General features: G+C 74.1%; 22 protein-coding genes and 2 pseudogenes. 8 read left to right on the top strand and 16 right to left on the bottom strand.

The features are described from left to right. Positions 1-22: 22 nt before the first annotated feature. From dnaK to N8I86_RS30580, 4 genes are all read right to left on the bottom strand, one after another. On the bottom strand, positions 23-1,924 hold the full coding sequence (gene dnaK / locus N8I86_RS30595; protein ID WP_123440245.1) for a molecular chaperone DnaK: 1,902 nt from the start codon (positions 1,922-1,924) through the stop codon (positions 23-25). 138 nt (positions 1,925-2,062) lie between these two features. After that, complete coding sequence (locus N8I86_RS30590) at positions 2,063-2,488, bottom strand: OsmC family protein (protein ID WP_073891740.1); 426 nt, start codon at positions 2,486-2,488, stop codon at positions 2,063-2,065. A 167-nt stretch (positions 2,489-2,655) separates the two neighbouring features. Continuing rightward, the gene (locus N8I86_RS30585) at positions 2,656-4,731 is read right to left on the bottom strand and encodes a phage holin family protein (protein WP_263279193.1); all 2,076 of its coding nucleotides are present in this window, start codon (positions 4,729-4,731) and stop codon (positions 2,656-2,658) included. Positions 4,732-4,842: 111 nt separating this feature from the next. Then, entirely contained in the window at positions 4,843-5,244 is a 402-nt protein-coding gene (locus tag N8I86_RS30580) for a hypothetical protein (protein WP_073892197.1), read from the bottom strand. 114 nt (positions 5,245-5,358) lie between these two features. Between N8I86_RS30580 and N8I86_RS30575 the strand changes: the two genes are divergently transcribed. Both N8I86_RS30575 and N8I86_RS30570 read left to right on the top strand, forming a co-directional pair. After that, positions 5,359-6,132 carry an MBL fold metallo-hydrolase gene (locus N8I86_RS30575; protein WP_263280173.1) on the top strand — a complete coding sequence of 258 codons (774 nt, stop codon included), beginning with the start codon at positions 5,359-5,361 and terminating at the stop codon, positions 6,130-6,132. Positions 6,133-6,140: 8 nt separating this feature from the next. Continuing rightward, positions 6,141-6,782 carry a DedA family protein gene (locus tag N8I86_RS30570; protein ID WP_263279192.1) on the top strand — a complete coding sequence of 214 codons (642 nt, stop codon included), beginning with the start codon at positions 6,141-6,143 and terminating at the stop codon, positions 6,780-6,782. Positions 6,783-6,856: 74 nt separating this feature from the next. On the opposite strand, the gene N8I86_RS30565 is transcribed toward N8I86_RS30570, so the two are convergent. The 3 genes and pseudogenes from N8I86_RS30565 to N8I86_RS30555 all read right to left on the bottom strand — a co-directional run bounded on the left by N8I86_RS30565 (position 6,857) and on the right by N8I86_RS30555 (position 9,859). Further along, positions 6,857-7,987, bottom strand: a complete 1,131-nt coding sequence (locus tag N8I86_RS30565) for an MBL fold metallo-hydrolase (RefSeq protein ID WP_263279191.1) — start codon at positions 7,985-7,987, stop codon at positions 6,857-6,859. Continuing rightward, positions 7,984-9,239, bottom strand: a pseudogene (locus N8I86_RS30560) (aminotransferase class I/II-fold pyridoxal phosphate-dependent enzyme). Before N8I86_RS30560 ends, N8I86_RS30565 begins: the two are co-directional and overlap by 4 nt. 218 nt (positions 9,240-9,457) lie before the next feature. Further along, positions 9,458-9,859, bottom strand: a complete 402-nt coding sequence (locus tag N8I86_RS30555; RefSeq protein WP_263280227.1) for a hypothetical protein — start codon at positions 9,857-9,859, stop codon at positions 9,458-9,460. A gap of 955 nt (positions 9,860-10,814) precedes the next feature. On the opposite strand from N8I86_RS30555, the gene N8I86_RS30550 reads away from it, so the two are divergent. The 3 genes from N8I86_RS30550 to N8I86_RS30540 all read left to right on the top strand — a co-directional run bounded on the left by N8I86_RS30550 (position 10,815) and on the right by N8I86_RS30540 (position 13,798). After that, a complete protein-coding gene (locus N8I86_RS30550; protein ID WP_123440241.1) occupies positions 10,815-12,611 on the top strand; it encodes a thiamine pyrophosphate-requiring protein in 1,797 nt (598 codons plus the stop codon). 100 nt (positions 12,612-12,711) lie between these two features. Continuing rightward, a complete protein-coding gene (locus N8I86_RS30545; RefSeq protein WP_073891750.1) occupies positions 12,712-13,089 on the top strand; it encodes a DUF2795 domain-containing protein in 378 nt (125 codons plus the stop codon). Positions 13,090-13,255: 166 nt separating this feature from the next. Further along, positions 13,256-13,798 carry a type 1 glutamine amidotransferase domain-containing protein gene (locus N8I86_RS30540; protein WP_123440240.1) on the top strand — a complete coding sequence of 181 codons (543 nt, stop codon included), beginning with the start codon at positions 13,256-13,258 and terminating at the stop codon, positions 13,796-13,798. 88 nt (positions 13,799-13,886) lie between these two features. Here N8I86_RS30540 and N8I86_RS30535 read toward each other — a convergent pair whose 3' ends face one another. Then, on the bottom strand, positions 13,887-14,144 hold the full coding sequence (locus tag N8I86_RS30535; protein ID WP_073891752.1) for a DUF6158 family protein: 258 nt from the start codon (positions 14,142-14,144) through the stop codon (positions 13,887-13,889). An 87-nt stretch (positions 14,145-14,231) separates the two neighbouring features. Here N8I86_RS30535 and N8I86_RS30530 point away from each other — a divergent pair, with 87 nt between their 5' ends. Further along, positions 14,232-15,344, top strand: coding sequence for a baeRF2 domain-containing protein (locus N8I86_RS30530; RefSeq protein WP_073891754.1), 1,113 nt, complete (start codon positions 14,232-14,234; stop codon positions 15,342-15,344). Positions 15,345-15,370: 26 nt separating this feature from the next. On the opposite strand, the gene N8I86_RS30525 is transcribed toward N8I86_RS30530, so the two are convergent. Together N8I86_RS30525 and N8I86_RS30520 are read right to left on the bottom strand one after the other, a co-directional pair. After that, positions 15,371-16,990 carry an ABC-F family ATP-binding cassette domain-containing protein gene (locus tag N8I86_RS30525; protein WP_263279190.1) on the bottom strand — a complete coding sequence of 540 codons (1,620 nt, stop codon included), beginning with the start codon at positions 16,988-16,990 and terminating at the stop codon, positions 15,371-15,373. Between the two features lie 42 nt (positions 16,991-17,032). Beyond that, positions 17,033-17,752, bottom strand: coding sequence for a histidine phosphatase family protein (locus N8I86_RS30520; protein WP_073891758.1), 720 nt, complete (start codon positions 17,750-17,752; stop codon positions 17,033-17,035). Between the two features lie 82 nt (positions 17,753-17,834). Here N8I86_RS30520 and N8I86_RS30515 point away from each other — a divergent pair. Beyond that, positions 17,835-19,330 (top strand): annotated as a pseudogene (locus N8I86_RS30515) (phosphatase PAP2 family protein). Between the two features lie 123 nt (positions 19,331-19,453). Continuing rightward, positions 19,454-20,275: a class I SAM-dependent methyltransferase gene (locus N8I86_RS30510; RefSeq protein ID WP_263279189.1), complete on the top strand. Its 822-nt coding sequence runs from the start codon at positions 19,454-19,456 to the stop codon at positions 20,273-20,275. Between the two features lie 94 nt (positions 20,276-20,369). On the opposite strand, the gene N8I86_RS30505 is transcribed toward N8I86_RS30510, so the two are convergent. The 6 genes from N8I86_RS30505 to N8I86_RS30480 are packed head-to-tail and all read right to left on the bottom strand — an operon-like array spanning position 20,370 to position 23,910. Next, the gene (locus N8I86_RS30505) at positions 20,370-20,660 is read right to left on the bottom strand and encodes a gas vesicle protein K (RefSeq protein ID WP_073891764.1); all 291 of its coding nucleotides are present in this window, start codon (positions 20,658-20,660) and stop codon (positions 20,370-20,372) included. Continuing rightward, on the bottom strand, positions 20,657-20,845 hold the full coding sequence (locus N8I86_RS30500) for a gas vesicle protein (protein WP_073891766.1): 189 nt from the start codon (positions 20,843-20,845) through the stop codon (positions 20,657-20,659). Before N8I86_RS30500 ends, N8I86_RS30505 begins: the two co-directional genes overlap by 4 nt. Beyond that, on the bottom strand, positions 20,842-21,681 hold the full coding sequence (locus N8I86_RS30495; protein WP_073891768.1) for a GvpL/GvpF family gas vesicle protein: 840 nt from the start codon (positions 21,679-21,681) through the stop codon (positions 20,842-20,844). The genes N8I86_RS30500 and N8I86_RS30495 overlap by 4 nt, the downstream gene beginning before the upstream one ends. After that, a complete protein-coding gene (locus N8I86_RS30490; protein ID WP_073891770.1) occupies positions 21,678-22,043 on the bottom strand; it encodes a gas vesicle protein in 366 nt (121 codons plus the stop codon). Before N8I86_RS30490 ends, N8I86_RS30495 begins: the two co-directional genes overlap by 4 nt. Further along, complete coding sequence (locus tag N8I86_RS30485; protein ID WP_073891772.1) at positions 22,040-23,257, bottom strand: SRPBCC family protein; 1,218 nt, start codon at positions 23,255-23,257, stop codon at positions 22,040-22,042. The genes N8I86_RS30490 and N8I86_RS30485 overlap by 4 nt, the downstream gene beginning before the upstream one ends. Continuing rightward, positions 23,254-23,910, bottom strand: a complete 657-nt coding sequence (locus tag N8I86_RS30480; RefSeq protein ID WP_263279188.1) for a DNA primase — start codon at positions 23,908-23,910, stop codon at positions 23,254-23,256. Before N8I86_RS30480 ends, N8I86_RS30485 begins: the two co-directional genes overlap by 4 nt.

Raw genomic sequence — 23,910 nt, 5'->3', positions numbered from 1 at the left:
CGGCCCGCCGGAGGGGCGCGGCCTAGGCCGCGCCTCCCTTGGCGTCCCCGTCCTCGTCGACGATCTCCGCGTCGACGACGCCGTCCTCGTCGGGGGCGGTGCGGTGCTCCCCGCCGCTCCGCTCCCCGGCCCCGTCACCGCCCGACGCGTCACCGCCGGGTCCGTCACCGCCGGACGCGGACGCGTACATCGCCTGGCCCATCTTCTGGCTGACCGTGGCGAGCTTCTCCACGCCCGTGCGCAGCGCGGCGGTGTCGGCCTCCTGTTCCAGCAGGGCCTTGAGTCCGGCGGTCGCCTCCTCGACCTCGCCCCGGGTGTCGGCCGGTACGCGGTCGCTGTTGTCGGCGAGGAACCTCTCGGTCTGGTAGACGAGTTGTTCGGCCTGGTTGCGGGTCTCGGCGGCCTCCCGGCGCCGGCGGTCGTCCTCCGCGTACTGCTCGGCCTCGCGCATCATGCGGTCGATGTCGTCCTTGGGCAGGGCGGAGCCGCCGGTGACGGTCATCTTCTGCTCGCGGCCGGTGGCGAGGTCCTTGGCGAAGACGTGCATGATCCCGTCGGCGTCGATGTCGAAGGCCACCTCGATCTGCGGGACACCGCGCGGCGCGGGCGGCAGCCCGGTGAGGTCGAAGACGCCGAGTTTCTTGTTGTACGCGGCGATCTCGCGTTCGCCCTGGTAGACCTGGATGGCGACCGAGGGCTGGTTGTCGGCGGCGGTGGTGAAGATCTCCGAACGGCGGGTCGGGATCGTGGTGTTGCGCTCGATCAGCCTGGTCATGATGCCGCCCTTGGTCTCGATGCCCAGGGACAGCGGGGTGACGTCGAGCAGCAGGACGTCCTTGACGTCACCGCGCAGGACGCCCGCCTGGAGGGCCGCGCCGACCGCGACCACCTCGTCGGGGTTGACGCCCTTGTGGGGGTCCTTGCCGGTGAGTTCCTTCACCAGCTCGGTGACGGCGGGCATCCGGGTGGAGCCGCCGACCAGGATGACGTGGTCGACCGCGGACAGCTCCACCCCGGCGTCCCGCACCGCCTGGTGGAAAGGGGTCCTGCAGCGGTCCAGCAGGTCGGCGGTGAGCTCCTGGAACTGGGCCCGGGTGAGTTTCTCCTCCAGGTGCAGCGGGCCTTCGGCGGAGGCGGTGATGTAAGGCAGGTTGATCGACGTCTCCGAGGAGGAGGACAGCTCGATCTTGGCCTTCTCCGCGGCCTCCCGGAGCCGCTGCACCGCCATCTTGTCGGCGGCGAGGTCGATGCCGTACTGCCCCTTGAACCGCTTGGCCAGGTGCTCGACGACCCGCTGGTCCCAGTCGTCGCCGCCGAGGTGGGTGTCGCCGTTGGTGGCCTTCACCTCGATGACGCCGTCGCCGATCTCCAGCAGCGACACGTCGAAGGTGCCGCCGCCCAGGTCGAACACGAGGACCGTCTGCTCCTCACCGCGGTCCAGGCCGTAGGCGAGGGCGGCGGCGGTCGGCTCGTTGATGATCCGCAGCACCTTCAGTCCGGCGATCTCCCCGGCCTCCTTGGTGGCCTGCCGCTGGTGGTCGTCGAAGTAGGCGGGCACGGTGATCACCGCGTCCGTGACGTCCTCGCCCAGGTAGGCCTCCGCGTCCCGCTTCAGCTTCTGCAGCACCCGTGCCGACAGCTCCTGCGCGCGCAGCCGGGTGCCGTCCAGGGAGCCCTGCTCGGGGAAGCGCCACTGCGGATCGCCCATGTGCCGTTTCACCGAGCGGGCGGTGCGCTCCACATTGGTCACGGCCTGCCGTTTGGCGACCTCGCCGACCAGCACCTCCCCGTTCTTCGCGAAGGCCACCACCGACGGGGTGGTCCGCGCACCCTCCGCGTTGGCGACGACCGCCGGCTCGCCGCCCTCCAGGACGGCGACCACCGAGTTCGTCGTCCCGAGATCGATTCCGACCGCACGTGCCATGGTCCGTCCCCTTCCGCCCGGGCGCCTTCGGCACTTCCAGCACAGGACGTGCGCACGGCGCTGTCAATCCACGGGTTCCCAGGAAACGGCGGTGCCGCGCCCCCGGCGAGGGGCGCGGCACACGGGGGCGTACGAGCGTCAGGCCAGCTCGGCCGTCAGGGTGATGGTCGTGCCGGTCAGCGCCTGGCTGACGGGGCAGTTCTTCTTGGCGTCCTCGGCGGCCGAGGCGAAGCCCTCCGCGTCCAGGCCGGGCACCTCGCCGCGGACGGTGAGGTGGATGCCGGTGATGCCCTCACCGGGCTGGAAGGAGACGTCGGCGTTGGTCTCCAGCCGGGTGGGCGGGGTGCCGGCGCCGGCCAGGGCGTGCGAGAGGGCCATGGAGAAGCAGCTGGAGTGGGCGGCGGCGATCAGCTCCTCGGGGCTGGTCTTCCCGTTCGCGTCCTGGGCGCGCGAGGCCCACGTGACCGGCTGCTGGCCGATGCCGGAGGAGTCGAAGGTGACGACGCCGTTGCCCTCGAGCAGGTTGCCTTCCCAGACCGTGTGCGCGGTGCGCGTGGTAGCCACGATGGTTCCTTTCGCGAGTGGTCCCGTGTGCGGACTTCCTGCCCCTATCCGATCACATCCCGGCGCGTCGCACTCCGAAGACCGGCCCGCGCGGGGTGAACGGGAGGTGACTTCCCGGCCGGACCGGCCGGGGCGGCGGACGCGCGGAAGCACGGGCGGGCCCGTGTTCAGGCGGCCCGCTCCGGGGCCGTGTCCGTGGTCAGCGGCACCTGGGGCCCGTCCAGTTCGCCGAGCCAGCGGCGCAGCAGGCGGTGCACGTCCTCGGCGCCGGTCAGCAGCTCCCCGTCCGCCGCGGGTGTGGACAGTTCCCGCGGGGCGAGCAGGAACGGATGGGACTGGGCGCCGCCGAGGCCGCCGTGCGAGCCGATCTGCTCCTCGAATGCGAGGACCTCGCCGTCGGCGGGGTCGTGCGCGGAGTTGACCATGATGTCCGCGGTGTGCGGGAACGCGTGGGTGCGCCGGACGGCGTCGGCGGCGCCGGGCCCGAACCGGGCCAGCGGGCCGGGGTCGTCGTCCAGTGCGGCCAGCGGGATCTCGGCGCCGTACGCGCCGAGGACCACGCCGTCGTGCCGCTCGCTGCGCACCAGCAGGAAGCCGATGCCGGGGTGGTTGGCGAGGGTGGTGAGCAGGCCGGGGTGGCGGGCGTCGATTTCCTCCCTGGTCATGCGGTGCGGCACGTCGGGGAAGGAGACCAGGCCCAGGTTGCCCGAGGCCAGCACGATCGGGTCGGGGCCGCCGGCGGCGGGGTGGCGCGCGCCGTTCTCCTCGGGGCGGCGCAGGGCCGCGCGGACGGCGGCACGGGCCTCGGCGCCGCTGCGGGTGCGTTCGGCGCGGCGCGGCACGGGCAGTCCGCAGCCGGCCCGGACGAGGTCGCCGAGGGTGAGGCCGTAGCGGGCGCGGAAGGTCTCGCCGGGGCTCTGGCCGTGGTCGGAGAGGACGACGATGCGGTAGGGGCGGGGGGCGTGTTCGGCGACCCGCTGGAGCAGGGCGAGGGACCGGTCGAGGCGTCCGAGCACCTTCTCGGCGTCCCGGCTGTGCGGTCCGGAGTGGTGGGCCACCTCGTCGTAGGCGACGAGGTCGGCGTAGACGGCGGTGCGGCCGGCGAGCATGTCGCCCAATACCGCGGCGACGACGACGTCCCGTTCGACGACGGTGGCGAAGGCGCGGATGAGGGGGTAGAGACCGCCGCGGCCGACGCGCGGGCGCTGTCTGCGCAGGCGGGCGCGGGTGGACTGGCCGATCTCGCGGCCGACCTCGGCGGCGAAGGACAGGGCGGTCCGCACGGCGTTGGCCGGGTCGGAGAAGTAGGCGAAATAGCCGGCGCGGGAACGGTTCTCCCGGCTGCGGCGGCGGGCGGCGATGGACAGCACGAGGGCCTGTTCGCCGGCTCCGCCGCTGAACAGGTTGCCGCGGCTGGCGCCGTCGACGGCCAGCAGCCCGCCGTCCCCGGTGCGCTCGACGGCGCGTCTTTGGAGCTCGGCGGCGCTGGTCGGCCGGTTGGACACCATCACCTCGCCCCGGTCCTTCTCGTACCAGCGGAAGGCCGGCACGTCGAAGGTGCTGCCGTGCAGGATGCCGAGCTGGCTGGCGCCGGTCTGGCTGGACCAGTCGGTGCGCCAGGGCACGAGGCGGTGGGTGGGCCGTGCGCCGTCGGCCGTGGCCAGCCAGCCGGCGAGGGTGGGCATGAGGCCCTTGCGGACCGCGGCGGCGAGGACGTCGTGGCCGACGCCGTCGAGCTGGACGCAGACCAGACCGGGGGCGGGCGGGCAGGGCGGGTGGGCGCGGCGGCTGCGGGTGGCGAGCCGGTGCAGCCGGCGCCGGTAGGTCTCGTCGTCGCGTACGGCGAGGCCGGCGCCGGTCGCCGAGGCCACGGCGGACATCACGGCGGCCACGATGACGGCGGTCTCCGGCGCCGCCTCGCCCTGCCCGGTGGGGTTGATGCGCAGGGCGAGCAGCAGCAGGGAGCCGTTGAGGAAGAAGACCAGCAGGCCGAGCACCAGCGCCGGCACCAGCAGCAGCAGCCGGACCAGCAGCGGCCAGACCACGGCCGACAAGGCACCGAAGGCACCGGCGCCGCACGCCGCGGTGACGGCTATGCGGGTGGTGCTGTCGCCGTCGTCGGACTGGAGCTGGAAGTCGGGCAGGATCCCGGCGAGAAGCAGCATGGTGACCGTGGAGACCGCCCACACGGCGATGCTCCGCCCGATCTGACTGGCGATCCGCCGCCACCGCACCCCACGCACGCCCCGCACCCCTCACGTCCCGGCCCCTGAACCGGCCGGGCCGGTCTCCACCTTGTCATACCGGTCAGGGGAGGTAGCGGGCCGTCGGGCCACCGGCGAAAGCCCAGGGGGTCAGCGGCCGTCGTAGCCCGCCGTCGGCATGGACAGCCGGCGGTGGACGTGCGCCTTCATCTGGGCGTCGTACGACGGCTCGGCGCGCCCCACCGTCTCCACCCGCACGCCCCGGCGCGCGCACTCGGCGGTGAACTCCTCCACCGAGGACAGGGCCCGCTCCAGCACCCGGCGGCTGGGGGCGACGAACACGTCCACGCCGGCCCGCACCCCGTCCCACAGGGCGCAGTGGTCGAAGCGCAGCCCGCCGACGAGCAGTTCCCGGGCGATCACATAGCCGCGCTCGGCCGCCCAGCGGGCGCACATCGCGTGCTGGCTGCGGGAGTCCACCAGGAAGGGGTCGGCCTCCAGCTCCTCCAGAGGTGTCAGGCTGGCGATCGCGGTCACCCGCACCGGCATGATCGCGCCGAAGGCACCCCGCAGCTGTCCCATGGCGTCCCCCTCACCTCCGGGTTTCGCCGCCGACCCTACTCCTGCCCGTAGGCTTCGGGGAGTCGCGTGAAGGAGGCGAAGAAGGTGCCGGTGGAGATCACCTGGTGGGGTCACGCCACCTGCACGGTGGAGGACGCGAACACACGGGTGCTCACCGATCCTCTGTTCGCCCGCAGGCTGGCGCATCTGCGGCGCCGCCGCGGGGACGTTCCGCCCGCCGAGGCGCGCCGCGCCGACGTCGTCCTCGTCAGCCATCTGCACGCCGACCATCTGCATCTGCCCTCGCTGGCCGGCCTGGCACCGGGCACGCGCCTGCTCGTGCCCCGGGGCGCACCACGGGCGGTACCGGGTGTGCGCCGGCTGCGGCAGCTGCGGGTGACCGAGGTGGCGCCCGGGGACGAGGTGCGGATCGGCGACCTGCTGGTGCGGGTGGTGCCCGCGCTGCACGACGGCCGGCGTCTGCCGGTGGGTCCGCACAGCTGCCCCGCGCTCGGTTACGTCGTCGAGGGCGAGGCACGCACGTACTTCGCCGGGGACACCGGGCTGTTCGACACGATGGCGGAGCAGGTGGGCCCGGTGGACGTGGCCCTGCTGCCGGTGGGTGGCTGGGGTCCGTACCTCGGCGAGGGGCACCTGGACGCGGGGCGGGCGGCGCACGCGCTGGCCCTGCTGGCGCCGCGGGCGGCGGTGCCGGTGCACTACGGGACGTACTGGCCGATCGGGATGGACGCGATCCGGCCGCACGAGTTCCACGCGCCGGGCGACGAGTTCGTGCGGCTGGCGGCCGTGGCCGCACCGGAGGTCTCGGTGCACCGGCTGGGACACGGGGAGAGTGTCCGGCCGGAGGTCGCCCGGTGAGAGGTTCGGTGCCCGCCGCGATACTCGCGGCCGCCTCGGTCTCGGCCGTGCCGACGGAGTCGACCCGACAGGCGCTCGGGTATCCGTCGTTGTTCCTGCTGGTGCTGATCGGCGCGCTGGTGCCGGTGGTGCCGACGGGGGCGCTGGTGAGCTCGGCCGCGGTGGTGGCGTTCCATCAGACGGCGCCGTTCTCCCTGCTCCTGGTGTTCGTGACGGCGTCGCTCGCCGCGTTCCTCGGGGACGCGGCGCTGTACTGGCTGGGGCGGCGCGGGCTGCGGTCGAGGAACGGCTCCCGGTGGCTGGAGGCGATCCGGTCGCGGGCGCCGGAGGAACGTCTGGAGCAGGCGCAGGGCAAGCTGGCCGAGCACGGGGTCGCGGTGCTGGTGCTGTCCCGGCTGATCCCGGCGGGGCGCATACCGGTGATGCTGGCGTGTCTGCTGGCCGAGTGGCCGCTGCGGAGGTTCGCGCGGGGGAACCTTCCGGCGTGTCTCGCCTGGGCGGTGACGTACCAGGTGATCGGCATTCTGGGCGGGTCGCTGTTCCCGGAGCCGTGGGAGGGCGTGCTGGCGGCCGTCGCGCTGGCCGTGGTGGTCAGCGCGGTGCCGGGTCTCGTACGGCGGTTCCGTCAGCAGCCGAAGAGGGCCGGGTAGCGACCGGGGAGGGCCGGGCGGTGGCCGGTGTGGTCCCGTGGCGGCCCGCGAGGCCCGGTGGCGGTCCGGCGGTCCTACGGGGTGCCGTCCGCCAGCACCCGCGATCCGCCGACCGGGAGGTCCCACAGGTCGCCGGCGTCGAGTCCGGCCTGCTTCCAGGCCGTCCGCACCCGGGTGAGCGGTTCCAGGACCGGCTCGGCGGAGAGGACGAAGGTGCCCCAGTGCATGGGGGCCATCCGGCGGGCGCCCAGGTCGAGCGTGGCCCGCACCGCCTCCTCCGGATCGCAGTGCACGTCGCTCAGCCACCAGCGGGGGTCGTAGGCGCCGATGGGCATCAGCGCGAGGTCGATGCCCGGGTAGCGGCGGCCGATGCGGGAGAACCAGTGGCCGTAACCGGTGTCGCCGGCGAAGTACAGGCGCTGCCGGCCGGGTGCCGTGAGGATCCAGCCGCCCCAGAGGCTGTGGCAGGTGTCGGTGAGGGTGCGCTTGGACCAGTGGTGGGCGGGCACGAAGTCGAAGCGGACACCGGCGAGTTCGGCTCCCTCCCACCAGTCCAGCTCGGTGACCCGGGTGAACCGGCGGCGCTTGAACCAGCGACCGAGTCCGGCGGGGGCGAACACCGGGGTGTCGCGCGGGAGTCGGCGCAGGGTGGGGGCGTCGAGGTGGTCGTAGTGGTTGTGGCTGATGACGACGGCGTCCACGCGGGGCAGGCTGTCCCAGGGCACGCCGACCGGGGTGATGCGGGCCGGGGTGCCGAGGATGCGGCGGGACCAGACGGGGTCGGTGAGGACCGTGAGGCCGCCGATCCGGACGATCCAACTGGCGTGCCCCGCCCAGGTGACGGCGAGGGCACGGGTGTCGACGGGGGGCAGTGGCGCGGGCTCGTAGGGCACCCGCGACGCGTCGGCGAGGCCTTCCGGACCGGGGCGTACCGCGCCTTCGCGGGCGAAGCGGGCGAAGGCCTTGAGGCCGGGCAGGGGGGCGGTGAGCCGGTCGTGGAAGGTCCGCGGCCAGACCCGGTGTTCGCCGAGGGGGCGGGGCTCGGCGAGCGGTGGCGAGGCGGGCACGAGCGGGGTCGGGGCGTCGGGCGCGTGGGCCGCCGCGGTCGTCGCGGCGGTGGGGGGCGTCTCGGCGGTCGTCGTGTCGGCGATCGTCGTGTCGGCGGTGGTCGTGGCCGGTCCGTGCTCGTGCGTCTGCTGCGTCATCGAGGAGGCTCCCATCGCTGAGCGTCGTCGCGGAGATCGTCGAGAGCCGACCCCAAGGAGATCAACGCGCGTTCCACGTGTGGCAGTTCCAACGGCTCGGGGGACATGAGGCATTCCGCGCGATCCTCGTCCGTGCCGCGCAGCAGGGATCCGGTGGCGAGCCGGACGCGCAGGGCACCTAGGTCGTCGCCGAAGCGGTGGCCACCGGGCGCGGGCATGCCGAGCCGGGCGGTGAGGAGGTCCTCCAGTTCCTGGGCGTCGCCGACCCCTTGCGCCGTCAGGGACGCGCGCAGCGGGGCGAGATCGGCGTAGAGGTGGCGGCCGGCCTGCGGCGGGCGGGCGAGCGCGCCCGCTGCGACGACCGCGGCGTGCACGGCGGCGGCCAGCCGGGCGTGCAGCCGTACGGCGGCCTCGCGGCGCTCGGTGACGGGCGGGGGTTCGTCGAGGGCGTAGCCGGCGGCCGCGGCGACGGGTGCGGCGATCCGCGCGTCGAGCGCGGTGAGGATGTCGAGCACGCGCGCGTGGAGGTGCCGTCCGTCCCCGGTCGCGGGGAAGCGGGCCACGGCGGCGGGCCAGCCGGGGGGCAGGAGGGAACCTCCGAGGTCGGTGACGACGGTGACCCGGTCGGGCTGCATCTCGGCGGGGCTGAGCAGCACGGTCGCGTGCGGGGCGTGCAGGGTGTCGCGCCAGGTCTCGTCGCTGACCAGGTGCAGTCCCTCGGCCGTCGCGGCCTCGACGGTCTCGTGCAGCAGTTCGGGCGGGGCGACGGTGGCGGTGGGGTCGTCGGCGACGGAGAGGACCAGCAGCCGGGGGTCGCCGCCCTCGGCGCGGACCCGGCGGACGGTCTCCAGCAGGGCGTACGGGTCGGGGACGCCGCCGCTCTCGGCGGGGGTGGGCACGTGGTAGACGGGCCGGCCGAGCAGGCGCGCGTACGGCGCCCACCAGGCGGCGCAGGGCCGGGGCACGAGGACGTCGGCGCCGTCCCCGGCGAGGGCGGCGGTGAGGGCGAGCAGCAGTGCCGGGGCGCCGGGGCCGACGGCCACCTGGTCGGGGGCGCAGGCCAGTCCCCGGCGCGTGAAGTAGCCGCAGGCCGCCTCCAGCAGCGCGGGGCGCCGCCGACGGGCTGGGCCTCGGCGCGGTGTGCCGCGCCGGCGAGGACGGCCGACAGCTCGGGCAGCACGGGCAGTCCGTCGGCGGGCAGGGGCGGGCCGTACCGGACGGGTCCGTGATCCTCGGGTTCCGTCCGCCGCATGTCCGCCTCCGCGCAGTCCGTGGTGCCGTGTGCTGTCCCGTCGGGTCGTGCTGTGGCCGGGGATCCGCGGCTGGTGCGTGGGGTGCCCGTGGCCGGTGCGTCCTCGGGGGGTGTGTACCCGCCGGGCGGTCCTCCATGGGCGGCGTCCGCGGGAGCGCGGGTCACCGGTCGGTGTCCGGGGCGGCCGGGATCACGGGGCGCGGTCCCGGCCGCGGCGGTCACACCGCGGACCGCCCGCGGCCGTACACCCGGTACACGGCTCCCGCGCAGGCGGCGGCGATGAAAAGGCCGCCGGCGACGAGGGCGGGGACCGAGTCGCTGAAGGTGCCTCCCGTTCCGGCCTGCACGGGACGCTGCACGGCGGCCGGGTCGCAGTCGCCGGCGTCGCGGGTGTCGCGGCAGCCGTGGTCGCCGGAGCAGTCCGCGCCGTGCGACTCCCCGCACGGGCGGTCCTCGTCGGAGCAGACGGCGCCGGCGCAGTCCCGACCCCCGCCGCCGCCCTGGCACTGCTTGCCCGCCCCGGTGTCCCCGGCGTCCGTGCAGCGGTCCCCGCCGCCCGGGCACTGCTCCCCGTCCCCGCGCAGGGCGTGTCCTCCCGCCCCGGGGTCCGGTCCGGGCACGGCTCGTCCGCCCGGCAGCCGGTGCCGGTCGGGCAGGACTGCCCCGCCCGGCACTGGCCCCCGTCGGCGCACTGCGCTCCCTCCTCGCAGGGCCGGGTGTCGCCGCCGGGGACCGCGAAGGCCGGGTCCCTGGGGTCGGCCGGTCCGCTCGGCGCCCCCGGGCAGGCGCCGTCGTCGGTCGGGACGGGGCCCGGCACGCCGCCGAGCGACAACTCGTCACCCGCGGGGCCGTCGGAGGCGGTGCCGGCGGCGCTTTCGAAGGCGTCCCCGGCCGGCGGGCCGGCCCTGCCGGTGACCCGGCCCGGCTGTGCGGTGACGCCCTCGTAGGAAGGCAGGGCGGGGTCACCGGAAGGCGAGGCGGGGTCACCGCCGCGTGGTGGCGGCCCGGTGCCGGGATCGCAGGCGGCGGACACGGCGGCGGAGCCGGCGGCGGCTGCCGGGTCCGCGGAGGCGGCCGGCCCGGCGAGCACGAGCGCGGCACCGGCGGCGAGGGCGACGGACAGGGCGCGGGCGGTGCGGCGCATGCGAAGGGCTCCTCGGCGGATACGGCGGATACGGCGGGGTCCGTGGCGCCGGGACGGCGCTGCCGCCGGGCCGTGCCACGGGTACGGGCACGGGGCGTGCCCTCGCTGCCATGACAGCCCGCACCCCGGCGCACCGCGCGCGGCCGGACCCCATTCGAGGGGACCCGGACGCCCGGCCGGGTGACAGACCCGCCCGGCAGGCGTAGGCCGGCCCGCGGAGAGCCGGCCGGCGGACACCTCGGCCGGACCGTCACGGCTCGGCCGGCGGGCACCCGGCGGGGCCGTCCGGGGATGCCGGCCGCGCCCGGCCCGCCGCCACCGGACGAGAGCGGCCACGCGGCCGGACCACGAAGGTTTTCCGTGCCTCCCACAGGTGACTCGGCACGTACTGACCGGATCGTCCAATCGGCACCGCACCGGGAGGTTCCTTCATGACCACCAAGGTCTCCGACCACATCCTCGAACGCCTGCGCGCCTGGGGCGTGGAACAGGTCTTCGGCTATCCGGGCGACGGCATCAACGGACTGCTCGCCGCCTGGGGCCGCGCCGACGACAAGCCGCGGTTCGTCCAGTCCCGTCACGAGGAGATGTCCGCGTTCGAGGCCGTCGGCTACGCGAAGTTCAGCGGCCGGCTCGGAGTGTGCGCGGCGACCTCGGGACCGGGCGCGATCCACCTGCTCAACGGCCTGTACGACGCCAAGCTCGACCACGTGCCGCTGCTGGCGATCGTCGGGCAGACCAACCGGACCGCGATGGGCGGCTCCTACCAGCAGGAAGTGGACCTGCACACGCTGTACAAGGACGTCGCCTCCGACTTCGTGGAGACGGTGACCGTCCCCGAGCAGCTGCCGAACGTCCTGGACCGGGCGATCCGCACCGCCTACTCCCGGCGCAGCCCGACGGCGCTCATCATCCCCGGCGACGTGCAGGAGCTGGACTACTCGCCGCCGACGCACGAGTTCAAGATGGTGCCCTCCAGCCTGGGCATGAGCGACTACACGGCGACCCCGACGGACGAGGCGCTGCGCCGGGCCGCGGACGTGCTCAACGAGGGCGACAAGGTCGCGATCCTGGTGGGCCAGGGTGCGGCGGGCGCGGTCGTGGAGGTCCAGGAGATCGCCGAGCTGCTCGGCGCGGGCGTCGCGAAGGCGCTGCTGGGCAAGGACGTCCTCAGCGACGAACTGCCGTACGTCACCGGCCCGATCGGCCTGCTGGGCAGCCGGCCGTCGTACGAGATGATGCGGGACTGCGACACGCTGCTGACGATCGGTTCGTCGTTCCCGTACACGCAGTTCATGCCGGACTTCGGCAAGGCGCGCGGGGTGCAGATCGACATCGACCCGCACATGATCGGCATGCGCTTCCCGTACGAGGTGAACCTCGTCGGCGACGCCAGGGCGACGCTCCAGCGGCTGATTCCGATGCTGAAGACCGACCGGGGCGGCCGCGAGTGGTACGACACGGTGTCCGCGAACGTGCGCCGCTGGCACGAGACGATGGAACGGCGGGCCGGCCTGTCCGCCGATCCGATCAACCCGGAGTACGTGGCCCGGGCGCTGGACCCGCTGCTGCCGGACAACGTCATCCTGACCTCGGACTCCGGTTCGGTCGCCAACTGGTACGCGCGGCACATCACCATGCGGCCGGGCATGCGCGGATCGCTGTCGGGGACGCTGGCGACCATGGGTCCCGGGGTGCCGTACGCCATCGGCGCCAAGTTCGCGCATCCGGACCGGCCGGTGGTCGCGCTGGTCGGGGACGGCGCGATGCAGATGAACGGGCTGGCGGAGATGATCACCGCGGCCAAGTACCGGGACCGCTGGTCGGATCCGCGGATGGTGGTCGCCGTGTGGAACAACCGCGATCTGAACCAGGTGACGTGGGAGATGCGGGCCATGGAGGGCTCCCCGTCGTTCCTGCCGTCGCAGGAGATCCCGGACGTGCAGTACGCCGCGTTCGCCCGCTCCCTCGGTCTGACCGGCATCCGGGTGGAGAAGCCCGAGGACGTCGAGGCGGGCTGGCGCGCCGCCCTGGACGCCGACGGACCCGCCGTCGTCGAGTTCCTCACCGACCCCGCCGTACCACCGATCCCGCCGCACGCCACGTGGGAGCAGATGGAGGCGACGGCGACGTCGATCCTGAAGGGCGACGCCGACCGGGGCTCGATGATCAAGCAGGGGCTGAAGGCCAAGATGCAGGAGTTCCTGCCGGGCCGGGACAAGAAATAGCGGGACGACCGGATCCGGCCGCCTTCCGGTGGCCGCATCCGGTGTCGGCCCCCGGACCGCCGGGTACGCGGTGCGGACCACCGACCCTCTGGAGGGAGATATGCAGCGAGGCAGTGACCGGCTGAGCGTGCACCGGGACGACGAGATGAAGCACGAACTGCAGGGCCTTCTCAGGTCCGGCCACCCGACACGCGTCGAGGAGTGGCACGACCCGGAGCCGGCCGCGGACGACGACCCCCAGGTCTGGAGCGGCCCGGTGGGCGGCCTGGGATCGCAGGCGTCGCTGGAGCGGTGGCGGCTGGAGCTGGCCCGGCACCTGAGCCGGCACACCTTCCCCGCGCGGACGGGCGAGCTGGCCCGGGCCCTGCGCCGGAGCAACGCCCCCGGCGGGCTCGTGGACGCGGTCGCCCGGCTGCCGCACGGGGACCGGTTCGAGAACGTGCAGCAACTGGCGGAGGCGCTGACGGGCGGCGAATGAGCCGCCCGGGCGCCCGGGCTCGCGAGGACGAGCACCGCCGTCGACGCCGGTGAGGCCACCACGGCGAGGAACCCGCTGCCCTGCCGGCGGGCGGCGAGGGACAGGAAGCGGCGCGTGTCCGGGCGGCCGAGGCCGCCGTGCGCGCCGGGAAAGGGATGTGAGGATCATGCGTATCGCGTTTCTCGTGGCGCCGGAGGGCGTCGAGCAGGTCGAGCTGACGGAGCCGTGGCAGGCCGCCTCGGACGCCGGGCACGAACCGGTGCTGGTGTCGACGGAGTCCGGGAAGATCCAGGCGTTCAACCATCTCGACAAGGCGGACACCTTCCCCGTGGACGAGGTGGTGGGCGAGGCGTCGGCCGGTTCGTTCGGGGGGCTGGTGCTGCCCGGCGGGGTCGCCAACCCGGACTTCCTGCGGATGGACGACAAGGCCGTGGGGTTCGTGAAGGACTTCTTCGAGCAGGGCAGGCCGGTGGCGGCGATCTGCCACGCGCCGTGGACGCTGGTGGAGGCCGACGTGGTGCGCGGCCGCGTGCTGACGTCCTGGCCGAGCCTGCGGACGGACATCACCAACGCCGGCGGCACCTGGGTGGACGAGCAGGTCAAGATCTGCGACCACGGCCCGAACCAGCTGGTGACCAGCCGCAAGCCGGACGATCTCAAGGCGTTCTGCGACGCGTTCCTGCACGTCTTCGCCGGGGAGGCCGGCTGACCGGACGGTCCGTCGCGCGGAAGGGGCCGGCCCGTGCGGGCCGGCCCCTTCCGCGTCCCGGGCTCTCGGGTGCCGGGGCCGCCGCGGGTCAGGTGGCGGGCGTACCCGGAGTCGCCGCCTCGCCGCAGCTCCGCTCGCGGGCGCCCTCACGGGTGCGGCCCGCGCTCACCAGACGGCGCGGGTTGCGGCGCAGGTACTCGCCCTCCAGCTGCGCCATGCGCTCGTTGTGGGCGCGCAGCGCGTCGTTCGAGGCGTACAGGAGGGTGTCGTGGCGCGTGCGGTGGATCGTCTCCAGCTCCTTCATGAGCTGCTGGTCGTCCAGCCTGCTGGGGTCGACTCCGGTCATCGTGGTTCCCCGCTCGTCGTGTTCGTGTCCGCGGTCCGGGTACCCGCCCGGCCGGCACTGCCACCAAGCGGTTTCCGGGAGGAATCCATGGAGCTCGCGTTCCTGAATCCACTGTACGAACATCCGGGGTCCTGGGCCTCCGCATACGTCGACCTCTCCCAGCACGACGAGGACATGGACCACCGCAGGCGCCTGACGGCGGAGGCGGTGTCCCGGGAGCTGCGCGACCAGGGCGCCGACGAGGCCACCTGCCGGGCGGTGCACGACGCCGTCGAAGGGCTGAGCCCGTCGGAGCCGTACGGCAGGGCCGTGTTCGCCCGCGACGGCGAGGTGGCGCTCCTGGTGCCGCTGACGAAGGCGCCGCCGCAGGGCCTGGTGCACTGGGGCACGCTGCCGCACGTGACACCGCTGCTGGACCTGGCCGGTGAGGACCCCGTCTCGCTGGTGGCCTACATCGACCGCACGGGCGCCGACCTCGAACTGCGCAGCGCGCTGCTGCAGGAGGAGGCGGGGCAGGTGACGGGCCGGCAGTGGCCCGTGCACCGGGCGAAGTCCTCCGACTGGTCCGAGCGCCACTTCCAGCTGAAGGTGGAGAACACCTGGGAGCACAACGCCCGGGAGATCGCCGACGCGCTCGCCGAGTGTCAGGAGGAGACCGGCGCCGATCTGCTGCTGCTGTGCGGGGACGACCGGGAGTGCCGTGCGGTGCACGAGCGGCTGCCCGGACATCTGCGCGACCGGGCGGTGGAGACCGAGCACGGCAGGGGCAGCCGGCTGCTGCCCCAGGAGGTCGACGACATCCGCGCCCGGCACGTGCGCGAGCGCGTCCTGGCCGAGGTCGAGCGGTACCGGGCGGCCCGGGTGCCGGACGAGGAGCGGCGGACCGCGGCCTGCGAAGGGGTGCCCCAGCTGATCGAGGCGGCGCGTGAGCACCGGCTCGCCGGGCTGCTGATCCGCCCCGACGCCCCGGACACGCACCGCCAGGTGTGGATCTCCGAGGATCCCGACCAGCTGGCGGCCCGCCGTACGGAGCTGACGAACCTCGGTGAGCGGCAGTCCTGGCCGGCCCGCGCGGACGACGCGCTCGTCCGGGCGGCCGTGGTGACGGACGCGCCGGTCTTCTCGCTGACGCCGGTCCTGGAGGAGACCGGCGACGAGGTCCCGGCGGGCGGTATGGGCGCCCTGCTGCGCTGGAAGTGACCGCCGGGCGGTGACGGGCGGGCCCGCTAGCGGGCCCGCTCGACGCGTCGTTCGTCCCAGACCGGCTCCGGCGTCTCGCGGACGCGGCCGTCGGAGCCGAAGACCAGGTAGCGGTCGAAGGACCGGGCGAACCAGCGGTCGTGGGTGACCGCGAGCACCGTGCCCTCGTAGGCCTCCAGGCCCTCCTGGAGCGCCTCGGCGGACTCCAGGTCGAGGTTGTCCGTGGGCTCGTCCAGCAGGAGGGCGGTGGCCCCCTCCAGCTCCATCAGCAGGATCTGGAAACGGGCCTGCTGGCCGCCGGAGAGCCGGTCGAAGGACTGCTCGGCCTGCTGGGTCAGCTCGTAGCGGCGCAGCCGGGACATGGCCGCGCCCCGGTCCTGGGCGTGTTCCTTCCACAGGATGTCCAGCAGGGTGCGGCCCCGCAGCTCCGGGTGGGCGTGGGTCTGCGCGAAGTGACCGGGTACGACCCGCGCGCCCAGCTTGAACGCGCCCGTGTGCGCCACGTCCTGCCCGGCCAGCAGCCGCAGGAAGTGCGACTTGCCCGAGCCGTTGGAGCCGAGGACGGCGACCCGTTCGCCGTAGAACACCTCCAGGTCGAAGGGCTTCATCAGACCGGTCAGCTCCAGCCCCTCGCAGGTGACGGCCCGCACACCGGTACGGCCGCCCTTGAGGCGCATGGTGATGTCCTGCTCGCGGGGCGGCTCCGGCGGCGGCCCGGCCTCCTCGAACTTGCGCAGCCTGGTCTGCGCGGCCGCGTACCGGGACGCCATCTCGTGGCTGACGGCGGCGGCCTGGCGGAGGTTGAGGACGAGCTTCTTCAGCTGGGCGTGCTTCTCGTCCCAGCGGCGGCGCAGCTCCTCGAAGCGGGCGAAGCGCTCCCGGCGCGCCTCGTGGTAGGTGGCGAAGCCGCCGCCGTGCACCCAGGCGTCCGCGCCGGCCGGCCCGGGCTCCACCGAGACGATCTTCTCCGCGGCGCGGGCGAGGAGTTCCCGGTCGTGGGAGACGAACAGCACGGTCTTGCGGGTCTCCCCGAGCTGTTCCTCCAGCCAGCGCTTGCCGGGGACGTCGAGGTAGTTGTCCGGCTCGTCCAGCAGCAGCACCTCGTCGGTGCCGCGCAGCAGCGCCTCCAGCACGAGGCGTTTCTGCTCGCCCCCGGACAGGGTGCGCACCTGCCGCCACTGCGCGCGCTCGTAGGGCATGCCCAGCGCGGCGGTGGTGCACATGTCCCACAGGGTCTCCGCCTCGTAGCCGCGCACCTCGGCCCAGTCGGCGAGGGCCTGCGCGTACTGCAGCTGGGCGGCCTCGTCGTCGACGGTCATGAGGGCGTGCTCGGCCTCGTCCACCGCGCGGGCCGCCTCCCGGATGCGCGGCGGGGCGACGGACACCAGCAGGTCCCGTACGGTGCTCTCGTCGCGCACGGAGCCCACGAACTGGCGCATCACGCCGAGGCCGCCGCCGACCGTGACGCTGCCGCCGTGCGGCTTCAGCTCGCCGGAGATCAGGCGCAGCAGGGTCGTCTTGCCGGCGCCGTTGGGGCCGACCAGGGCGACGACGGCGCCTTCGCCGACCCGGAAGGACACGTCCCCGAGCAGGGTCCTCCCGTCGGGGAGGTGGTACTCGAGGTGCGCGGCTTCCAGATGTCCCATGGTCAGGCATTCTGCGGGGCGGCCGGGACCGGGGGCAAACCCTTATCGGCCGCTACCGCCCGGCGGCTCCGGCGCGTGCCCGCGCCGCCCCGCCGTGTCCGGCGGTCCCGCGAACGGGTCGAGCGGTTCCCCGGCCGGGCCGCCCTCGCCCGCCGGTTCCACGGTCGCCCCCTCCCACGTCAGGGCGTTCCAGCCGGTGGCGGGCGAGCCCTCCAGGACGACCACGCCGGTGTTCTCCAGGGGGCGGGCCGCGGCGTAGGCCACCTCGACGTTGCCGGCGCGGGCGGCGGTCCACATACGGATCGCGGCGCCGTGGCTGACCATGGCGACCGTGCGGGCGCCGTCGGCGGCGGCCTCGGCGACCACGGCGTCGTACCGTGCCAGCACCTCCGCGCCGCTCTCCCCGCCGGGGATGCGCAGCGCGGTGTCGCCCGCCGCCCACGCGAAGACCGTGCGCAGGTACCGCTCGCCCTCGGGTGAGCGGCCGGGGCGCATCTCCAGGTCGCCGGCGGCGACCTCCCGGATGCCGTCGCGCACGAGCACGTCGAGACCGCGGGCCGCGGCCAGCGGGGCGGCCGTGAGCTGGGTGCGGACCAGGGTGGAGGCGTACAGCGCCTCGATGTCCTCGCCGGCGAGCGCCCGGGGCAGGGCGGCGGCCTGGGCCTCGCCCAGCGCGGTCAGTCCCGGTCCCGGTGCGGCCGTGTCCAGCAGGTGGTGCAGATTGGACGGGGTCTGGCCGTGGCGGACGAGCAGCAGGCGCATCCGGGCGATCTCCTTACGCGACACCGGTCGTGCGCGCGGCACGGGCGCACAAGATACGGGCACTTCAGGGTAACCGGAGCCCATGAGCCCAGACCTGGACCTGACCGCCCTCCCCACCGGCCGCAAGGCGCTGCGCAAGTTCCTCGACGTCGACGGCCGTGTGTTCGAGGCGGCCGCCGCCTGGCACTGGCCCGGTGCCGAGCGCGTGCTGCCCCGGCTGAGCCGCAGCGCGAACCACGGGGTGCTGTGGTTCGCCACGGCCGCCGCGATGGCCGCGATCCGGACGCCGCGGGCCCGCCGGGCCGCCGTGCGGGGGCTGGCCTCGCTGAGCGTGGCGTCCCTGACGATCAACACCATCGGCAAGCGTTCGGTGCGCCGGGCGCGGCCGGTGCTGGATCCGGTGCCGCTGGTGCGGCAGCTCAAGCGGCAGCCGATCACCACCTCGTTCCCGTCCGGGCACGCGGCGTCGGCGGCGGCGTTCGCGACCGGGGTCGCGCTGGAGTCGCCGGCGTGGGGCGCTGTGGTGGCGCCGGTGGCGTTCTCGGTGGCGGCCTCCCGCGTGTACACCGGGGTGCACTTCCCGAGCGACGTGCTGGCCGGGGCGGCGCTCGGCGTGGGCGCCGCGTTCCTGGTACGGCGCCTGGTGCCGACCCGGGCGCAGATCCGGCGGCCCGCCCGGCCCCGCGCGCAGGCGCCGGCGCTGCCGGAGGGCGAGGGTCTGGTGGTGGTCGCCAACCGGGCCTCGGGCACGGCGGACCGGGTGCGCGCCCTGCACGCGGCGCTGCCGATGGCGGAGACCGTCGAGTGCGCGCCCGAGGAGGTCAGGGACGAGCTGGAGAAGGCGGCGGCCCGGGCCCGGGTGCTCGGGGTGTGCGGCGGCGACGGCACCGTGAACGCGGCCGCCGAGGTGGCGCTGCGGCACGGCCTGCCGCTCGCGGTGCTGCCCGGCGGCACCCTCAACCACTTCGCGTACGACCTGCACGTGGAGGACGAGCGCGATCTGGCGCGGGCGATCCGGCACGGCGAGGCGGTCCGGGTGGACGCGGGGCGGTTCGTCACGAGCGACGGCGAGGGGCTGTTCCTCAACACGCTCAGTCTCGGGGTGTACCCGGAGCTGGTGCGCGAACGGGAGCGCTGGTCGCACCGGATCGGCGGCTGGCCGGCCGGGCTGCTGGGGACGCTCAAGGTGCTGCGCGCCGACCAGCACCCGCTGGAGGTGGAGCTGGGCGGTGAACGGCGTCCGCTGTGGCTGCTGTTCGTCGGCAACGGCGTCTACCACCGCATGGGGCTCGCGCCCGGCCGCCGCACCGACCTGGCGGACGGCCTGCTCGACGTACGGGTGGTGCACGGCAGCCGCCGGCCCGCGCTGCGGCTGCTCGCGGCGGCCGTGGCGGGCCCGCTGACCCGCTCCCGGCCCACGCCGCGGTGCAGGTGAACCGGCTGCGGCTGAAGGGGATCGCTCCCGGCACCCCGCTCGCCTACGACGGTGAGGTCGTGCCCGTCTCGGGCGGCGAGGTCACGGTGGAGAACCTGCCCGAGGCGCTGACCGTGTACCGCCCGCTGGAGCCCACCCTCTGACGACCCGTCAGTCCACCATGCAAAACGTGGATCTCATCATTCGGCAGGCAGGCGTACCGTGACGCGTACCGCCGGCCCGGTGCCGCAGGGCGCCGGGCCGGTACGACGAGAAGGGGTGCAGCCATGCCGAGAGCGCAGGAGACCGCCGTCTACACACACGGGCACCACGAATCGGTGCTGCGGTCCCACACCTGGCGCACCGCCGCCAACTCCGCCGCCTACCTGCTCGGTTCGCTGAAGCCGCACATGCGGATCCTGGACATCGGCTGCGGCCCGGGGACCATCACCGCGGACCTGGCCGAGCTGGTCCCCGAGGGGCACGTCACCGGTGTGGACCACGCGCCGGGCGTCCTGGAGCAGGCCCGGGCCACCGCCGCCGCCCGCGGACTGGACAACACCGACTTCGCGGTCGCCGACGTGCACGCCCTGGACTTCCCCGACGACACCTTCTGCGTCGTCCACGCCCACCAGGTGCTCCAGCACGTGGGGGACCCGGTGCAGGCACTGCGCGAGATGCGCCGCGTCACCAGGCCGGGCGGCTACATCGCGGTACGCGACGCGGACTACGCGGCGATGACCTGGTACCCGGCGCTGCCCGGCCTGGACGCGTGGCTCGACCTGTACGAGCGGGTGGCGCGGGCCAACGGCGGGGAGCCCGACGCCGGGCGCCGGCTGAGGGCCTGGGCGCTGGCCGCCGGGCTCCGGGACGTCACCGCCACCTCCGGCACCTGGACGTTCGCCACGTCCGAGGAGCGTGCGTGGTGGAGCGGGCTGTGGGCGGACCGCACGCTCGCCTCCGCCTACGCCGAGCGGGCCACCGGGGGCGGCCACGCCACCGCCGAGCAGCTGCGGGCGGTGTCGGAGGCCTGGCGGGAGTGGGGCAACCGGGAGGACGGCTGGTTCGCGGTCCTGCACGGGGAGATCCTGTGCCGTAAGGAGGCCTGACCGGGCCGGCCCGGGCGCGGGGAGGCGGAGGACGGCCGCGGGACAGCCGGGGGCGTTCGCGGAGAAGTGCGGGTCACAGGCGGGAGAGTCCGGGTCACTCGCGGGGAAGCAGGGGGCCGAGCGGCCCGAGGTCCAGATTCAGGTCCTCGGGCCGCAGGCCGTACCGGTCCCGCAGCTCGGCCATCCGGTCCTCCAGCAGCATCAGGGTGAGCCCGATGCGCTCCTCCTGCTCCTCGGTCAGCTCCCCGGTGTCGAAGCGGCGCACCGCCTGCCGTTCCATCAGCTGGCGCAGCAGCTCCACCACGGTGAGGACGAGTTTCACCAGGTCGCGCTCGACCGTGTCGGGTTCGAGGTCGAGCCGGGCCCGGCTCTTGCCGGCGGTCATGCGAGCTCCTCGAAGGGCGAGGGGACGTTCTCGTTCACCGAGCTGATCAGGGCGTTCAGGTCGATGCGCACCAGGTCGACGTCCGCGATGCGCAGGGTGAGGTCGCCGGTGATGACGACCCCGCCGGCCAGCAGCCGGTCGAGGAGGTCCACGAGGGCGATCTCACGCCGTTCGACGACGGTCACGACGCATCCCCCGCTGTCTCCCCCGTCGGCTCCGCGGCCTTCCCCGCCGGCTCCCCGACCGTCTCGCCGCCCGTCTCTCCGGCGGCCTCCCCGGAGAACGAGTAGGCGGCCCACGGCCCGGTGAGTTCCACCCGGATCCCGGGGGCCTCGTCCTTCGTACGGTCGACCATCTCGACGAATTCCTCGGAATGCGCCCGGGGCACCAGGTAGGCCGCGTTGAGCACGTTCCGCCCCGGGGCCGTGGACAGCGCGGCGTTCTGCGGGGCGTGCAGCCGGAAGTCCTCGGCGTGCCCGCGCAGCCTCTCGTGCAGGGAGTGGGCGAAGGCCTCGGCCCGCTGCCACTTCTCCTCGTGCGCGTGACTGCTCGCGCGCCGCCGGCGCAGATAGTCCCGGCCGCTCGCGGGCTTCTCCGGCGCGGCGGGCTCGGGTTCCGCCGGCTCGGGCTCCAGGTACACCTTGACGCCCCACTCGACCCGGCCGGCCAGCCGGTCGAGGATGCGCCGGAAGTCGTCCTCGCGGGCCTCGATCATCGTGCGGAGCCCGCTGTCGTCCCGGAAGACGGTCGCGAGCCGCATCGGCAGCGGCGTGGTGACCGTGGTGAGCGCGTCGATCACCCCCTGATGGGCGCGGGCGGTCGCGGCCAGCCAGTCCAGGTCCTCCAGGTGGGCCTTCAGGGCCTCCTCGGAGAAGTCGGCCTCCGAGACGGTGCTGACGACCGCCACCAGGCCGTGGTGGTGCACCACCGCGGGCGGGGCGCCCCCGATGCCGGTGAGCTGGGACTGCAGGGGCAGCTCGAAGGGGCGGCAGACGGCGTACACGTACCGCAGTCCGGTCATGGTGCCTCCCTCTTCGGCGTGCGTCCGGTCCGCTCCGCCGAGCCGGGTTCGAGGCTCAGCTCCTCGAGCCGGGCCAGCCGCTCGCGCAGCTCGGCGTTCTCCCGTGCCAGCTCGTCCCGGCGGGCCCGGGAGGAGAGCGCCGGATCGGTCTCCCACCAGTCGATCCCCATCTCCTTGGCCTTGTCGACCGAGGCGACGATGAGCCTCAGTTTGACGGTGAGCAGCTCGATGTCGAGGAGATTGATCCGGATGTCACCCGCGATGACGACACCCTTGTCGAGCACGCGCTCCAGGATGTCGGCGAGGTTGGCCCCCGAGCCCTGACCACCGTAGGGCTCGGGGAACCGGCTGGCCGTCGTCATCGACGGCTCCCGCGCTCGGCGTACTCGGGCTCCTCGTCCTCGTACTCCTCAGCCTCGTCCTCGTACTCCTCGGGCTCCTCGCCCTCTTCCTTGCTCTCTTCCTCGCCCTCTTCTCCGTCCTCGTAGGGCTCCTCGCCCTCTTCCTCCTCGTCCTCGTACTCGTCCGCCTCGTCCTCGTAGGGCTCCTCGCCCTCCTCCTCGGACTCCTCGGGCTCCTCGGACCCTTCGGGCTCCTGGCCCTCCTCCTCGGACTCCTCGGATTCCTCGGATCCGGCGGACCCTTCGGGCTCCTCGCCCTCCTCGTCCGCCTTGCCCTGCTGTTCCTGCTCCTCCTCCTCGGCCACGGCGTCCTCGTGGGTCTTGACGACCTCACCGTCGCGGATCTCGCCGCGCCAGCCGTCCTCCGCCTCACCCTTGAGGGAGATGTGGCGGGCGAAGTGCTTCAGGTCCAGCCTGGCCCGTCGGCCCTGGGCGCGCCAGATGTTGCCCGTCTTCTCGAACAAACCGCTCGGGTAGTACTCCAGAACCAGCAGCACCCGGGTGAGGTTCTCCCCCAGCGGGTGGAAGGTGACGACACCCTTGACGGTGCCCTTCGCGCCCTCGGAGGTCCACTGGATGCGGTAGTCCGGGATCTGCTCGGTGGTGTGGGCCTTCCAGCTGCGGCTGGACCAGAAGATCTTCGCCTGCCAGTCGGAGTCGGTGTCACTGGCGCGGCTGGCGCTCTTGACTCCCTTGGTGAAGTTGGAGAAGTCCTGGTATTGCGTCCACTGGTCGTACGCGGTGCGCGCCGGGACGCCGACGTCGATGGACTCCAGGATGACGGTGGGCTTGTTGCCGCCGCCGCCCTTCTTCCTGCCCTTGCCTCCCCCGAGGTTCTTCAGCGCGCCCATCACGTTCTCCTTGGCGTGGGAGGCGCCGAGCTCCAGCGCGGAGCGCAGCGGGCCCTTGCCCTCGGCGATCTTGCGTCCGCCTTCGAGAGCGAGTTTGGCAAAGCCGGGGCTCTTGCCGTCGGCTATGTCGTTGAGCTTGAGGGTGGTCTCGCCGAGCTTGCGGCCGAGGCCGACGAGCATCTTCTGAGCCTGCGCGGCCAGGAAGTCCTGGGCCTCCGCCTTCAGCCGGTCGGCGGCCTCGCTGTGCGCGAGGTCCGCGAGCGGATTGGCCTTGCCCGCGGCGCCGCCGGCCTTGGAGGCCGCTGATCCGAGGGTCTCGGTCATCCGTCATCACCGCCCTTCGCCTGCCGGGACGTGGCGCGCCGGGCGGCGCCACCGGTGCCGGCCGTCTTCTTCGCCGCCGTCCTGCGCGCCCCGTCGGCCTTCTTGGCCGCCGCCTTCTTGGCGGGGGCCGCCTTCTTCGCCGGGGCCTTCTTGGCCGCGGCCTTCTTGGCGGGCCGCTTCGCCGCGGGCCGGTCCTCCGACCGCTCGCCGCGTGCCTCGCGCTCGCCGTCGCCGCGCTCGTCGTCGCCGCGCTCGTCGTCGTCGCGTCCGCCCGACTCCTCCGCGGAGTCGTCGTAGGCGTCCTCGTCGTCCTGATCGTCGGAACCGGTCGGTGCCACCCCGGAAAGCTGGTCGCGCATCGACGCGGTCCGGCCGTGCAGCCGGTCGGCGAGCGAACCCATCTGCCGCTCGACCATCGCCCCGCCGGCCGCCTTGCCGACGCCTCGCAGGTCCTGGCGGAGCTGGTCCCCTATCTCCTTGAACTGCGGGTTGTTCTGCAGCTGCTGGTTCACCAGGTCCGCGATCCCCCGCGGACCGAGGTTCAGCTTCTTCCCGGCCACCAGGGAACCCACCGCGAGCGCCATTTTGAGTTTCTTCGTGCGTCCCAGGAAATATCCGGCCCCTACGGCGAGGCCCAGTGCCGTTCGGTTCAT

Origin of the sequence: Streptomyces albidicamelliae, from assembly GCF_025642175.1 — a bacterium.
GTDB lineage: Bacteria > Actinomycetota > Actinomycetes > Streptomycetales > Streptomycetaceae > Streptomyces > Streptomyces albidocamelliae.
This window is presented reverse-complemented; position numbering and strand designations above follow the sequence as displayed.

What these genes read in the sequence shown, in the direction of transcription:
- dnaK (WP_123440245.1), bottom strand. Translation starts at nt 1,924, where the DNA reads ATGGCACGTGCGGTCGGAATCGATCTCGGGACGACGAACTCGGTGGTC.
- N8I86_RS30565 (WP_263279191.1), bottom strand. Translation starts at nt 7,987, where the DNA reads ATGACGCAGCAGACGCACGAGCACGGACCGGCCACGACCACCGCCGAC.
- N8I86_RS30550 (WP_123440241.1), top strand. Translation starts at nt 10,815, where the DNA reads ATGACCACCAAGGTCTCCGACCACATCCTCGAACGCCTGCGCGCCTGG.
- N8I86_RS30545 (WP_073891750.1), top strand. Translation starts at nt 12,712, where the DNA reads ATGCAGCGAGGCAGTGACCGGCTGAGCGTGCACCGGGACGACGAGATG.
- N8I86_RS30540 (WP_123440240.1), top strand. Translation starts at nt 13,256, where the DNA reads ATGCGTATCGCGTTTCTCGTGGCGCCGGAGGGCGTCGAGCAGGTCGAG.
- N8I86_RS30535 (WP_073891752.1), bottom strand. Translation starts at nt 14,144, where the DNA reads ATGACCGGAGTCGACCCCAGCAGGCTGGACGACCAGCAGCTCATGAAG.
- N8I86_RS30530 (WP_073891754.1), top strand. Translation starts at nt 14,232, where the DNA reads ATGGAGCTCGCGTTCCTGAATCCACTGTACGAACATCCGGGGTCCTGG.
- N8I86_RS30525 (WP_263279190.1), bottom strand. Translation starts at nt 16,990, where the DNA reads ATGGGACATCTGGAAGCCGCGCACCTCGAGTACCACCTCCCCGACGGG.
- N8I86_RS30520 (WP_073891758.1), bottom strand. Translation starts at nt 17,752, where the DNA reads ATGCGCCTGCTGCTCGTCCGCCACGGCCAGACCCCGTCCAATCTGCAC.
- N8I86_RS30510 (WP_263279189.1), top strand. Translation starts at nt 19,454, where the DNA reads ATGCCGAGAGCGCAGGAGACCGCCGTCTACACACACGGGCACCACGAA.
- N8I86_RS30505 (WP_073891764.1), bottom strand. Translation starts at nt 20,660, where the DNA reads ATGACCGCCGGCAAGAGCCGGGCCCGGCTCGACCTCGAACCCGACACG.
- N8I86_RS30495 (WP_073891768.1), bottom strand. Translation starts at nt 21,681, where the DNA reads ATGACCGGACTGCGGTACGTGTACGCCGTCTGCCGCCCCTTCGAGCTG.
- N8I86_RS30490 (WP_073891770.1), bottom strand. Translation starts at nt 22,043, where the DNA reads ATGACGACGGCCAGCCGGTTCCCCGAGCCCTACGGTGGTCAGGGCTCG.
- N8I86_RS30485 (WP_073891772.1), bottom strand. Translation starts at nt 23,257, where the DNA reads ATGACCGAGACCCTCGGATCAGCGGCCTCCAAGGCCGGCGGCGCCGCG.
- N8I86_RS30480 (WP_263279188.1), bottom strand. Translation starts at nt 23,910, where the DNA reads ATGAACCGAACGGCACTGGGCCTCGCCGTAGGGGCCGGATATTTCCTG.